At 59.1% G+C, this 13130-nt stretch carries 11 protein-coding genes, 2 tRNA genes and 1 rRNA gene; 4 read left to right on the top strand and 10 right to left on the bottom strand.

Going from position 1 to position 13130, the window contains the following annotated elements:
- Window positions 1-2: 2 nt before the first annotated feature.
- Window positions 3-374 carry a MaoC family dehydratase gene (locus FJ039_06690; GenBank protein MBM4405850.1) on the top strand — a complete coding sequence of 124 codons (372 nt, stop codon included), beginning with the start codon at window positions 3-5 and terminating at the stop codon, window positions 372-374.
- 420 nt (window positions 375-794) lie between these two features.
- Here FJ039_06690 and FJ039_06685 read toward each other — a convergent pair.
- The 6 genes from FJ039_06685 to FJ039_06660 form a co-directional block, all read right to left on the bottom strand.
- Window positions 795-871 (bottom strand) — tRNA-Pro (locus tag FJ039_06685).
- 10 nt (window positions 872-881) lie between these two features.
- Window positions 882-1085 carry a hypothetical protein gene (locus FJ039_06680; protein MBM4405849.1) on the bottom strand — a complete coding sequence of 68 codons (204 nt, stop codon included), beginning with the start codon at window positions 1083-1085 and terminating at the stop codon, window positions 882-884.
- 44 nt (window positions 1086-1129) lie between these two features.
- Entirely contained in the window at window positions 1130-1747 is a 618-nt protein-coding gene (locus FJ039_06675) for a class I SAM-dependent methyltransferase (GenBank protein ID MBM4405848.1), read from the bottom strand.
- On the bottom strand, window positions 1702-2421 hold the full coding sequence (locus FJ039_06670) for a hypothetical protein (protein ID MBM4405847.1): 720 nt from the start codon (window positions 2419-2421) through the stop codon (window positions 1702-1704). The genes FJ039_06675 and FJ039_06670 overlap by 46 nt, the downstream gene beginning before the upstream one ends.
- A 16-nt stretch (window positions 2422-2437) precedes the next feature.
- Entirely contained in the window at window positions 2438-3694 is a 1257-nt protein-coding gene (locus FJ039_06665) for an MFS transporter (protein ID MBM4405846.1), read from the bottom strand.
- Window positions 3695-3726: 32 nt separating this feature from the next.
- Window positions 3727-4809: a Zn-dependent alcohol dehydrogenase gene (locus tag FJ039_06660; protein ID MBM4405845.1), complete on the bottom strand. Its 1083-nt coding sequence runs from the start codon at window positions 4807-4809 to the stop codon at window positions 3727-3729.
- 109 nt (window positions 4810-4918) lie between these two features.
- On the opposite strand from FJ039_06660, the gene FJ039_06655 reads away from it, so the two are divergent.
- The 3 genes from FJ039_06655 (at window position 4919) to FJ039_06645 (ending at window position 7992) form a co-directional block, all read left to right on the top strand.
- Window positions 4919-6169, top strand: a complete 1251-nt coding sequence (locus FJ039_06655; GenBank protein ID MBM4405844.1) for a CoA transferase — start codon at window positions 4919-4921, stop codon at window positions 6167-6169.
- Window positions 6016-7389: a CoA transferase gene (locus FJ039_06650; protein MBM4405843.1), complete on the top strand. Its 1374-nt coding sequence runs from the start codon at window positions 6016-6018 to the stop codon at window positions 7387-7389. The genes FJ039_06655 and FJ039_06650 overlap by 154 nt, the downstream gene beginning before the upstream one ends.
- A gap of 219 nt (window positions 7390-7608) precedes the next feature.
- Window positions 7609-7992: a hypothetical protein gene (locus FJ039_06645; GenBank protein MBM4405842.1), complete on the top strand. Its 384-nt coding sequence runs from the start codon at window positions 7609-7611 to the stop codon at window positions 7990-7992.
- A gap of 54 nt (window positions 7993-8046) precedes the next feature.
- On the opposite strand, the gene FJ039_06640 is transcribed toward FJ039_06645, so the two are convergent.
- From FJ039_06640 to FJ039_06625, 4 genes are all read right to left on the bottom strand, one after another.
- Complete coding sequence (locus FJ039_06640; GenBank protein MBM4405841.1) at window positions 8047-8862, bottom strand: hypothetical protein; 816 nt, start codon at window positions 8860-8862, stop codon at window positions 8047-8049.
- Between the two features lie 479 nt (window positions 8863-9341).
- Window positions 9342-9416, bottom strand: a tRNA-Met gene (locus FJ039_06635).
- A gap of 58 nt (window positions 9417-9474) precedes the next feature.
- Window positions 9475-12470: ribosomal RNA gene (locus tag FJ039_06630) — 23S ribosomal RNA — on the bottom strand.
- A gap of 541 nt (window positions 12471-13011) precedes the next feature.
- Window positions 13012-13130, bottom strand: a 119-nt coding sequence (locus tag FJ039_06625) for a transposase (protein MBM4405840.1), incomplete at its 5' end; no start/stop codon positions are given.

Below are 13130 nucleotides of genomic sequence, written 5' to 3'. Positions count from 1 at the left end.
CCATGACGACTGATCTCAACATAGACAGCAAGATCACAAAAGAGGCCCTGGAACGCGCCCGGGCCCGTATTGGCGAGAAGACTGCCCTCATAGGCGGGTTCAACACGGAAGTCCAGCTCGATATGGTCCGCCACTGGGCGGAAGGCATCGGCGACGATAATCCTCTCTGGCTCGATTCCGCCTACGCGGCAAAGACCCGCCATGGAACCATCCTCGTGCCGCCCTCCTATCTCCAGTCTGTCCGCACGGGCCCCATGTGGCATGGCCGTTCGACAGGCGGTTTCAGAGGTTTCCCCGGCGTGCATCGCTTCTGGGCCTCCGACAAGTGGGAGTGGTTTGTGCCGATGAAGCACGGAGACGTGGGATACCCGTAGGACTCATTTCGATGCCCCCTTCGCAAAAGGGGTGGACAGATTGCCAGGCCTTCTGGTGCACGGGCATCTTCAGGCCGCCTTCCTTGGTCAATTGTTGACTTCATGGGCCGGCCCTCGCGCTCAACTCCTCCGTCTGGACTACCAAAATCGTGGGATGGCGATTGCCGGAGACGTGCTCACGTGCGGCGGGAAGGTAACCGGGAAAACCGCCGATGGGCGCGGAGCGGTTGTCACATGTCAGGTATGGGTAAGAAATCAGAGGGGAGAGACTGTTACTGCTGGCGAAGGAGGCGCCCAGCTTCCCAGAAGGAGTTGAGTGTCGGGACGTCCCGGTTCAGCCTCGAGAGGCTTCCAGGGCATGGCAAGCCCTCCCTTTGGAAAAGAAAAAGCCCGCCGATTCCGGCGGGCTAATGAAAAGTGTGGTCGGGACGCCGAGATTCGAACTCGGGGCCTCCACGGCCCGATCGTGGCGCGCTACCGGGCTGCGCTACGTCCCGACACTTTCAGCTACCGTTGCGTTCCCCAGTACTCTTCCGCATCGGGTTGCCATGTGACCATGTTGCCTATGGCCATCGAGCCGAGTTTGTACGAGTACCACTCGGCTTGGACGGAGGGCGCGACGCCGTTTGTCGGCACTCGAAGGGACTCGTCGGGCTGGACGGTCCAATACTCTGAAATCAGATCAGAGCTTCGCCACTCCTTCTCTTTCATGACCCAGCCATTGTACCAGATTGACTGCCCCGTATGTGAACTAGCTAGACGGCCTTCCTCGCCATACCTACCACGTGTGGGCGTACCGGGTATGGCCCGAATCGAATGGCGCGCACCTCCGCCACCTCAAGCCCTGCCGCCCTGATAGCCGCCACCGTATCGCGATTCGGGTGGCATACTGCACCCACCCTCCTCCATAGCGGCGTCGAGATATCCTGGAAGTGTCGCCACCTGCCACTGTCGCGCACATGCTCCATGAAACGAAGCTCTCCCCTAGCTGCCAGCACACGCCTCACTTCCCTAAGGCTGTGGATTGGGTCATCCACACTGCACAAGACGAGTGTGGACACAACGGTGTCGAACGATGCATTAAGGAACGGCAGCCTCTCTGCGACAGCTTCTGTCACGTAGGTGACCTGCAGGCCGAGCCTCGTTGACTTTGCCTTTAAGCGCTTCATCATGTGCGGGTTTGGCTCGATAACCGTAAGGCGTACCCCCTTCGGATAATACGGGAGGTTCGCGCCCGTGCCAGCGCCGATCTCCAGCACACGGCCTTTCGCCTCCCCCGCCACGTATGCCCGCCACGCGGGGAAGACACTCCGCTCGGCGCTTGCCGTCACCCGGTCGTACACAGCGGCGAAGAGGCGGCTTTTGGACGGCATGCGCGCCTTCTACACCCCGATGCGCTTGAATGCCGCGACGTACGGCAGGTCCAAGAACTCCGGGCGTGGCGTCTACGCGAGCGTATCTTCCCCACTTCCTGGTATGCCGCAACGGGGTCATCCATTTCCGTCTCATAAATCGCCAAGAACTGTGTCCCGCTGGCAGTCAACTTCGTGGCTGTGTAGCGAGTCCCTGCGTAATAGGCCCTGCTGCTGAGGATCTCCGGCATGTGATGCTCGTCATACCAGGTGCTGAGTTCCTTCTCCTTAGCCTTGTCCTTGCAGTTGGAGAGCGCGTTGAGGATGCCCTTCGCCTTCCTGCCTCTGCCATTTCCTACCGCTGTTGCCATTTTGTAGACGCCTATGTGCCCTATCTGCGTCGCAGACCGGTTCTCCCGCCGCGACGCCGGCAACGCCCGGTAGGCGGCAAGCTGCGCATCATAGGCCGCCTGGGGGTCGGCCTTGATCGTCTCCGTTAGCACTAGGTAGCGTGCGTCTCCCGGGGTCTTGTAGTCGCCCACACGCTGGTATCGTGCGCCGATGGGGAACTGTCCCAAGCCCAGCATATCAGGCAGATGGATCTCGTTATACCAGCGGTTCCACGCCGCCTCTTGTGTTGGATCCTGGGGGTTCAGCAAACCGATGGTGACGCCTGTGTGGTGTCTGCCTTCCATGAAGCTCCTTCGCCCTCTAGGGACGAAACTCTCGCAGTTTTGGGTACGCTACAGCCATGATAAGGGCGAATCCCGCTCCGATGGCCCCACCGATGGCCAGGGAAAGCTGTGGGCCCATCAGCGCCGCGGCTAGGCCCAGGTACGCGCCCCCCAGTGAGTTGGAGCTTTGCGCTACAAGGCCCACGAGGCTCACAACGCGCCCCCGGTTCTCATCCTTTGCCACCAACTGGAAGCTCGTTTGCCGCACAGAGACGCTGATGGAGTCCACAAGCCCAAGCAGGGCGATGAGGATGATCGAAAGGCCGAACCATGGAGAGGCCGCAAACGCGATCAGCCCTATGCCGTGGATGATCGTCACAATGATGAGCATTCGCCCCTTGCGCTCCACGTTGCCTATAGCCAACAGCAAGAGCAGGCCGGCCATCGCTCCTAGGGGCGCCGCCGCTAACAGCGCACCGAGACCCGTTCCGCCCACGTATAGGACATCCTTTGCGAAGACGGCCATGAGCGCCGGGTAATACCCAAAGATCATCGTTACCACATCAAGCAGGATCATGATGATGAGGGTGCGCGTCCTGATCGCGAAGATGAGCCCCTCAAAGATCGTCGCAACGTTCAGTCGTAGTTTGGCTCGTTGCCCCTCATCCGTTAGCCGCATCAGCGAAAGGGCAATGATCGCCGGGAGGACCAAGAAGGCGTTAACCACGTACGACCAGCCGGGACCGGCGGTGTCAATAAGCCCTCCGGCGAGAACAGGCCCTACAAGCGATGCGGTGTTGAACCCGAAGGCGGTGAGCGTTGTTGCATTCAGCAGCAGGTGGCGCGGCACCAGCTTCGGCAGGAGCGCCGCTCGCGCGGGGTGCTCGCAGGCCGCCAGCGCCGAAGACGTAAATGTGATCGCGTAGATATGCCAAACCTCGATGTGGCCGTTCAGTGTAAGGATGGCCAGCAAGATTGCCAGGCACATCTCGAAGCTCATCGTCGTTCGGATCACAAGGTTCTTCGGTAGGAAGTCTGCCAGCGTGCCGCCGAAGAGTCCGACGATGACAGTGGGTATGCCTTGGAAAAGGAACGTCAAGCCGAGGAGCGTTTCCGAATCAGTCAGATGATAGACCTGCCAGGCGTTGGTTGTATTCCGCATCCAGAGGCCCACGCCGCTGAATGGGAAGCCCATCCAGAGCAGTCTGAAATCGCGGTGTTTCAACGACTCCCAGGGCTTGATCTTGCCGGGTGATGCCTGTGTGCTATCTACGGCGCTCTCATTGTTGGGCATAGAGCTGGTGAGCGGAGGGGGCTGCGCCGCGCCTAGTCGAACGTCAAAACGCTGCGCGCCACCTTGCCCTGTGCCAGCAGATCAAAGGCCGTATTCACATCGCCTAAGCGCATCCGCTTGGTAATGAGCTCATCTATCCGCAGCTTCCCCGCCTTGTACAGCCTCAGGAGCCGCGGGAAGTCCACGTGCGGCCGCGATGACCCGTACATGGAGCCGATGACCGATTTTTCCAGGAACAGGATGCGCGCATCCAGCGTCACCGGCGTGTTCACCGGCGCATGGCCTACCCACACTGTCACCCCGCGCTTCCGCGTGCAGAGGATGCTCTGCACAAAGGGCTTTTCCACCGTTCCTATCGCCTCGAAGGCGTAGTGAACGCCCGCTCCCCCGGTCAGTTCCCTGACCTTCGCCACCGGGTCGTCCTTGGCGGCATTCACCGCGTCCGTTGCGCCGAACTCCTTCGCCATCGCCAGCTTATTGTCCAGCACGTCCACGGCGATGATCTGCGTCGCCCCGGCGATGCGGCAGCCCTGGATGACGTTCAGTCCTACGCCTCCCGCGCCAAAGACCGCGCAGGTGCTCCCCGGCTGCACATTGGCCGTATTGATCGCCGCGCCCACGCCCGTCGTCACGCCGCAGCCTACCAGCGCCGCCTGGGCGAAGGGGATGTCCTTCTCGATGGGTATCGCCGCCACTGCCGGCACGATGGCATATTCGCCGAAGGTCCCCAGGCCCGCCATGGGGTAGAGCCTGGTCGCCGTCCCTTTTACCGTAGGCTTGGACTTGGGTGCCGGCGAGCGTTCGCAAACCTGCGGCCACCCCTTCTGGCACATCTCGCACAGACCGCAACTCGTCTTCCATGAAAGGATGACGTGATCGCCCTTGTTCACGCCGGTGACGTTCGGCCCCGTCGCCTCCACGATGCCCGCTCCTTCGTGGCCCAATATCCCGGGCAGCGGCATCATGGACCAATCACCCTTCACCACGTGCCAATCGGAATGGCAGACGCCGCTTGCCATCAGCTTCACTAGCACTTCACCCGCGCCCGGCTCCCCTAGCTCAACCTCTTCGATTCGCAGCGGCGTCTTTGGCTGGTGAAGCACGGCTGCCTTCATATGGTTCTCCTCTTGATGTGGTGGCTCGTCCGGCATTATACGCTTTCCTGATTCGACCCTCCTGGTTTTGCTATAATCGCCGTCGCCTTCCCGGATAGAACAGCACAGCATGCCGTCTACCAAGCAACACCTCCAGAAGAGCGCCTCTCAACGCCCCCTGCTCCAGGGGGTCACCGTTGTTGAATGGGGCGATAACATCTCCGCTCCTCTCTGTGGCAAGCTTCTTGCTGAGCTTGGCGCTGAAGTCATTAAGATTGAACCTCCCAAAACAGGCGAATTTGCTCGCCGCATCCCTCCCTTCTTTCACGATAGGCCGGGGACGAACAGCAGCCTCTTCTTCGAGTACTTTAATGCAGGCAAGCAGGGCGTCACGCTCAATGTGGATAGTGAAAATGGGCGTCGCCTCTTCCTTCAATTCCTCAAGACCGTAGATATCCTTGTAGAAAATGTCCCGGTCAAGCGTAAGCAGGCCCTCCGACTCGATTACAAAGAGATTGCGAGGGCAAGCCCGCGCATCGTCATGGTCTCCCTCTCTCCCTTCGGCCAGACCGGACCCTATCGCAACCTAGTAGCCGATGACCTCGTCGTCTCCGCGATGAGCGGCGCTACCTACTCCAACCCCCGGGTTATGGACAAGCCTGGGCGTCCGCCCCTCGTCTACCCAGGCAATGTCCCCTCTTTCCTGGCGGGCCACCAGGGGGCGACGGCTGCTGTGATGGGCCTCATACGCCGCCAGGATCAGGGTCTTGGCGCGCATTTGGAGGTCGCGGAGAATGAGATCCAAGCCTCGTTGCTCCATGCCTCGCTGAGCCGGTTTGAGCACGAAGGCATCTGGGAGCGGGCAGGAGGCATCGTCGGCACTAGTTCTCCCTATGACTGCCTGCCCTGCAAGGACGGCTATGTCGGCATCTTTTGTCCGCAGGAAGACCATTGGCACCGTCTGCTCAAGGTCATCGGCATGCCGGAGGTAAGCGAGATCGAGTTGTTCAACGATGGTGCGCGCCGCCGCCAGCACTGGCCTGACATCTGGGAGATGATCAGCCCCTGGTTCATGTCCCACGGCAAGGAAGAAATCTACCGCCTCTGCCAGGAAAACGATATCCCGTCTGGCGCCGTCTATGCCATTGATGAGACCCTTAAGGACAAGCAGTTCCTCTTCCGTAACGCCTTCCCAGAGGCTACGCATCCTTCCTTCGGCTCGGTCCCATACCTCCGCCCCCCGTACGACCTCGCTGGCGAATCCTGGCAGCGTCCTCTCTTCGCCCCCAGGCTCGGCCAGCACACAAATACAGTCCTGGGGAAGCGCCTTGGCATCCCCAAAGCTCATCTGAATACCTTTCGCCGGAAAGGGGTTCTGTGAAGACGCACCCCCTTTTGCCGCTCAAGAACGTCCGCGTCATTGAGCTTGGCGCGGCCATCGCCTCCCCCTATCAGACCAGCATGTACGCCGATATGGGCGCCGAAGTGATCAAGATGGAGACGGAGAAGCGCCCGGACAACATCCGCTACACCAATCCCTGGGTTGGGGAAAAGCGCGATCTGGATGCGAGTTACTACTTCAACAAGCTGAACCGGAACAAGCTCGGCCTCCTTCTTGATCTCCGCAAAGAGGAAGCCAAGGGCATCTTCAAGCAGATCGTCTCCGTCACCGATATCGTTGTCGAAAACTTCGCCGCAGGCACTATGGATAGCCTGGGCCTGGGCTATAACGAGCTTCGCAAGTACCGCCCCGATCTCATTATGATCTCCCTCTCCGGCTTTGGCGCCACCGGCCCGGACAGGAGCTTCGTCGCCTACGGCCCCGTGTTGGAGGGCGTCGGCGGCATCATGAACCTCAACGGCTGGAAGGACGGCCCTCCCGAGATTTGCCCCTTCTCCTACACGGACTACGTCTCGGCCCTGTATGCCTCCCAATTGGTCATGTCCGCCCTCTATCGGAGGCGCATCACAGGCCAGGGCCTTCACGCCGATATCTCGGAAGCCCAGGTTGCCACGAACGCCATCCCTGCCACCTTTTATGATGGCGCCGTCAACGGCCGGATGTGGTCTCGCAATGGCAGCCGGACCCTGCACCATGCCATCCATGAGTTCTTCCCCTGCAAGGGGAACGATGATTGGATCGCCATCAGTATCCGTGATGAAGCCGAATGGCAGGCCTTCTGCAAGGCGACGGGTGATGCGGAGTGGACCCGAAGGCCCGAGTTCGCGACTGAGGCAAGCCGACTCCAGCGTCAAGATGAGCTTGAGCGCCTTGTAGGGCAGTGGACCGCCACCATCACCCGCGATGAGGCCTTTGCCCTCCTTCAGCGTCACGGAGTCTCTGCTGGCCCGATGTACTCCATCAAGGAAGTAACTGAGGGCAAACACACTATCGCTCGCAAGACCTACCTTCCCGATCCTCATCCCATCACCAAGGACCGTCGCATCGCCGCCTCCACGATCCGCCTTGCTGGCGCACCCCGCGAGATCTTTCGCCCTGCCCCGCTCTGGGGCCAGCATAACCCCTATGTCTCTTTGGAACTTCTGGGGTTTGCCCCGGCTGAAGCCGAGCGTCTCAAGGCCAGCGGCGTCTTCTCTTAGCTTCTTCTTTGTTCTTCTGCAGGCTGTAAGCACCCTCGCTCGTCACGTTTGCCCTTTCTCACCGTTTTCTCATGCCCTTGTTACCTACTTCCAAACAAAGTGGTACGGCTTCTCTCCAGAAGCGTGAATCTGGCGGATAATTAATTCCTATCCCACAAGGGCCTTTGGCGTTTCTCCTAGTGCGAGGCAAGCAAAACAGCGCAAAAAGGGAGAAGCCAAATGAAAATTTGGAAGAGGTTGGCGTTGGTAGCGGTTCCGAGCGTTCTGCTCGTCGGCTCTATCCTACCTGCCGTCACACATGCCGAAGACATAATGAGTCAACAGCAGGCCCAAGAGATGCTCTCAAACTATGGGGAGGAGGGCTTGCGGAACATGGGCCTAAGCCTCGAGCAACTTGCCCAGCTCAAACTCATCGCAAGCGGCGCGATGGCCCAGCCCGTCCTCTCGGAGACACTCTCGCCCGCATCTCAGCCGGAAGTCTCCACTGTAGACCCGGAGACCGCCAAGAACATTCTGGCTAACTTTGGCGTTGATGGCCTTTTAGGGATGGGCCTTACAATCGCCCAGGTAACCCATATTCAAGTCGCCGCTGGTGTCAGCTAGGCTTAAGATTAAGAGCGCTTGCCCCTCCAGGTTACTCCTGGAGGGGCAAGCGCTCTACCCCGCAAACAGCGCGATGGTGGTCAGCGGATAGTCCGCATTCGCAGACCAAAGCAGCAGCGTATAGACCCCCGGCTGTGTGATACGAGATGCGATATTTGCCGAGATCTGGAAGCTCGTGCCCGTCCCCGTCCATGATTCAGCGACGCTGACATACGTCGGCAGGCTGGGATAGAACGAGCCTGGCGGAGCCGGTAGGATTACCTGGATCGCCGGACGGGTGCTTGTCCCAACCGAATATGAGTGCGGCTGCGCCAAAAGCTGTGCATGGGTATAGGCCCGAGGCGTCGGGTCGTAGTAGATGTCTACTGAGCGTAGTGCTCCCAGCATCGCGTCTACCGTTCCGCCGAGTGTCAGCACCCCGTTCGCCAGTATGGGCGCATGGGTGAAGGTCACATAGTTCTCTTCGAAGTGCTGGATGAGCGCCAGTCGCGTCTGCGTGAAGGCGATGCCGATATTCACCACCTGGTGCTGCGGTTCTAGTATCTGGTCCCGGTGCCCCCAGTTGGAATCGGCGTCGTCATACATCATGGCGTACTGCAGCTGCGCCAGCCGCTCCCGCGGCACGATGGGCGCATAGAGCCTCGTATCGTTCGGGTCCTCCGTCCCCGCATAGGCCGCGTTCTCGCCCATGGCCCCTAGGCCGCCTGCCAGGCTGTAGCGCATGTAGGGCTTCATCCCTCCGCTATCCACATGCCCGATGTAGAAATTGTTCAGCATATCCTCCGCATGCTGCTGCGCCGCCGCGTTCATTCCCAGCCGCACGGGCGGCCTTCCGAACTTTGCCCTGTCTGCGTTGATCAGGTCCAGCATGTAGACCCGCAGTTGCGCGATCTCAGGAGTGCCGCTCTGTGTGGGCGTTGGTGGGCGCGTGGGGCCTGGCGGTAGGCCCTGGGTAGGCGTTGCAACAGGAGTGGCCGCCGATGTCCTGGTCGCTGTAGGCGCGAGCGTGGGCCTTGCGGTATCTGTCGGTAGAACGACTGCCGTCGGCGGAGACGTGGCTGTAGGGGCGATCGTCGGTGGCCTTGTCGGTGTTGGCGCGCTTGTGGGCGTTGCCGCTAATGGCGAGGGGACAGCCGTCGCTTCCAACGTCGCCGTCGGTGCGCTTTCTCTTGTGGCGGTAGGCTGTGGCGGCTCTTCATCCCCTGAGGAAATGCAAGCTGCCAGCATGAAAATACCGACGATGCTAGCGAAGAGGAACTTGGAAAATTTGTGAGTAGGCATAGGCTTCCATTGTCACACAAAAAGAAACGGGCCCGGTATGGACCCGGGCCCGTTTTGTTTCAACTCACTGGTAGCGGGGACAGGACTCGAACCTGTGACCTTCGGGTTATGAGCCCGACGAGCTGCCACTGCTCCACCCCGCGTCGAGTGAAGAACGGAAAAGAGAACGATTAGCCGAAATTGCTTCTCACCAGACCTTAATGTAGGTCAAGCCCTCGACCGATTAGTACGGCTTAGCTGAAGACATTGCTGTCCTTACACCTGCCGCCTATCAACCAGGTAGTCTTCCTGGGGTCTTACTTGGATTGCTCCAACTGGAGATCTCATCTTGGGGGGGGCTTCGTGCTTAGATGCTTTCAGCGCTTATCCCTTCTCAACAATGGCTACCCAGCTATGCCCTTGGCAGGACAGCTGGAACACCAGAGGTTGATCCCTCTCGGTCCTCTCGTACTAGAGAGAGCTCCCCTCAAATCTCCTGCGCCCATAGAGGATAGAGACCGAACTGTCTCACGACGTTCTGAACCCAGCTCGCGTACCGCTTTAACCGGCGAACAGCCGGACCCTTGGGACCGCCTGCAGCCCCAGGATGCGACGAGCCGACATCGAGGTGCCAAACCGTGCCGTCGATGTGAACTCTTGGGCACGATCAGCCTGTTATCCCCGGAGTAGCTTTTATCCGTTAAGCCACGGCCCTACCACGAGGAGCCGTAGGATCACTTTGCCCTGCTTTCGCATCTGCTCGACTTGTAGGTCTCGCAGTCAAGCTCCCTTATGCCAATGCACTCGACGGGCGATTACCATCCGCCCTGAGGGAACCTTTGGGCGCCTCCGTTACTTTTTGGGAGGCGGCCGCCCCAGCCAAACTGCCCACCAGGCACTGTTTTCGCTCTAGATCATAGAGCAAGGTAGACCCAAAACAACCGAAGAGTGGTATTTCACCGTTGGCTCACCTCCACCCGCAAGTGAAGGTTCGCAGCCTCCCACCTATCCTACGCAGCAGTCGTTTCGAATCAATGCCAAGTTACAGTAAAGCTTCACGGGGTCTTTTTGTCCATCTACGGGTAACCCGCATCTTCACGGGTACTTCAATTTCGCCGAGTCCCTCGTTGAGACAGCGCTCAAGTCGTTGCGCGATTCATGCGGGTCGGAACTTACCCGACAAGGGGTTTCGCTACCTTAGGACCGTTATAGTTACGGCCGCCGTTCATCGGGGCTTCAGTTCAGGGCATACACCCCTCACCTTAACCTTCCGACACTGGGCACGCGTCAGCCCGTATACCTCAGCTTACGCTTTGGCACAGACCTGTGTTTTAGCTAAACAGTCGCCCGAGCCGATTACCTGCGGCCCTGCCGCGCTACGGAGGCATGCTCCTTCACACAGCGGGGCCCCCCTTTTCCCGAAGTTACGGGGTAATTTTGCCTAGTTCCTTAACGAGGGTTCTCTCGTCCACCTTATCTGCTTTCAGATCATCTACCAGTGTCGGATTTCGGTACGGTCGCCTCTGACTCTAGCCGCGAGGCTTTTCTCGGCAGCATGGACTCAGCAAACTGGTCCTGGGCGAACCCAAGACTATCCCCTCTCCTCAGGTGGTAGCGCCGGCCGTGGTTTTGCCTGCGGCCGACTCTCCTACGATCGGGGGCGCACCATGTCCAGTGGGTGCGTTCTGCCTATCCTTCTGCTCTCCCTCTCGGCATCGAACGAATCAAAGGCGGGGCAGGAATATTGACCTGCTGTCCATCGTCTACGCCTGACGGCCTCGACTTAGGTCCGCCTAACCCTACGCCGATTGACGTTGCGTAGGAAACCTTAGATTTCCGGTGTCCTGGGTTTTCACCAGGATTCACGCTACTCATGCCAGCATTCTCACTTCCCAGCACTCCACCAGCCCTCACGAGCTGACTTCGACGCGCTGGGAACGCTCCCTTACCGATGCACCGGTTTCCCGATGCATCCCATAGTTTCGGCGAATGGCTTGAGCCCCGAGTCATTGTCGGCGCAGATTCCCTCGACCAGTGAGCTATTACGCACTCTTTAAATGATGGCTGCTTCTAAGCCAACATCCTGGCTGTCTGAGCGAATCCACATCCTTTTCCACTAAGCCATTACTTTGGGGCCTTAACTGATGATCTGGGCTGTTACCCTCATGACAATGGAGCTTATCCCCCACTGTCTCACTGCCAAGCTTCCACTGCGGGCATTCGTGGTTTGATTGGGTTTAGTAATCTTACGACCCCTAGCCCATTCAGAGCCCTACCTCCCGCAGTTACTGCTTGACGCTGTACCCTAATACATTTCAGGGAGAACCAGCTATCTCCGTGTTCGATTGGCATTTCACCTCTACCCACAACTCATCCCAGACATTTGCACGTGTCATAGGTTCGGGCCTCCACGAGGTTTTACCCTCGCTTCACCCTGGCCATGGGTAGCTCACACGGTTTCGGGTCTACTACATGCGACTGATCGCCCATTTAGGACTCGCTTTCGCTACGGCTCCAGGACTCCAGTCCCTTAACCTCGCCACATGCAGTAACTCGCTGGCTCATTCTTCAATAGGCACGCCATCAGTCCGATAAATCGGACCTATGACCGCTTGTAAGCCGACGGTTTCAGATCTATTTCACTCCCCTCCCGGGGTGTTTTTCACCTTTCCCTCACGGTACTGGTTCACTATCGGTCGCCAAGAGTATTTAGCCTTGGTACGTGGGCGCACCAGATTCCCACCAGGCACCACGGATACCCAGTGGTACTCAAGAAACCGGCCAGAGTCCGCTCCCTTTCGCCTACGGGACAATCACCCTCTGCGGTCGCCCGTTCCAGAGCGTTCGGCTAGGGATTGGATTGATAACTCTGCTGCAGGCCTGGGACCTGCGTGCCGTTCTTACAACCCCCGAAAGATATAGGACCCAGTCCACTGAATCCTTCGGGTTTAGGCTCTTCCGCGTTCGCTCGCCACTACTGACGGAATAGTTTTCTGTTCCTCGCGGTACTAAGATGTTTCAGTTCCCGCACTTACCTCTCTCACGCCTATGGATTCAGCGTGGAGTCGCCGACGTTCAGTCGGCGGGGTTGCCCCATTCGGAGACCCCCGGCTTAGCCCGTTAGACGGCTCACCGGGGCTTTTCGCAGTCTTACCGCGTCCTTCTTCGGCTCTTGGCGCCAAGGCATCCACCGTCGGCCCTTAGTAGCTTGACCTACATTAAGGTTTGACGAGAAGCTTCGGCGTCGAAGACTCTTCAGTCTTCGATCGTCACGTTCTCTCTACTCGCTCTTCACTTGTCAATGTGCGCGCCGCCGGGTCTTTCCCCTGCGGCTCCGGGAGCCTTGCGACTCCCTCGAAGATACTGAACTACGGTCAGTGCCTTCGAGGATTTCGAGACTGCCCGTTTTTTGGGCATAACAAAAGCGGCTCGATGTTCACCAAGCCGCTTTGCACGCTCAGCGTCATCTACCGGAGTTTTGCTATGTGAGTCCCAGCACCAACGTCTCGTTCGCTCCTTCCGTCGGCGGTGCAGCCTAACGGGTCGGACAAAGGGAAAGTATAGGTTGCTCTGAAGAAAGTGTCAAGCGTCGCCCTTCAGTTCCCCTTCTGGGACTCCCTCCCAGTGCCTCCGCACCCTCTGCCTTGCCTCTCACCTCGCCAAGTCAGCCCTCTTTCCCGCACCGTCCCCATCTCATCTGCTCATGGGGAGAGGTGGCTCCGTTTATCTGAACAGCCGGGCCCTGTGCGATAAGTGGAATCATGCTGCGGTGTTGTGGGTTGCCGCGGGCGCCGGCAACGACCTCGCATAGCGCTCGTCCGGGGTCATCCCGCCGAGACTCGAATGGGGCCGCCGGCTATTGTAGAACACGAAGTACC

It is taken from the genome of Chloroflexota bacterium (assembly GCA_016875535.1).
In the GTDB taxonomy this organism is placed as follows: Bacteria; Chloroflexota; Dehalococcoidia; order SHYB01; family SHYB01; genus VGPF01.
The sequence above is the reverse complement of the archived record's forward strand: the minus strand, read 5'-3'. Positions and strand labels throughout refer to the sequence as shown.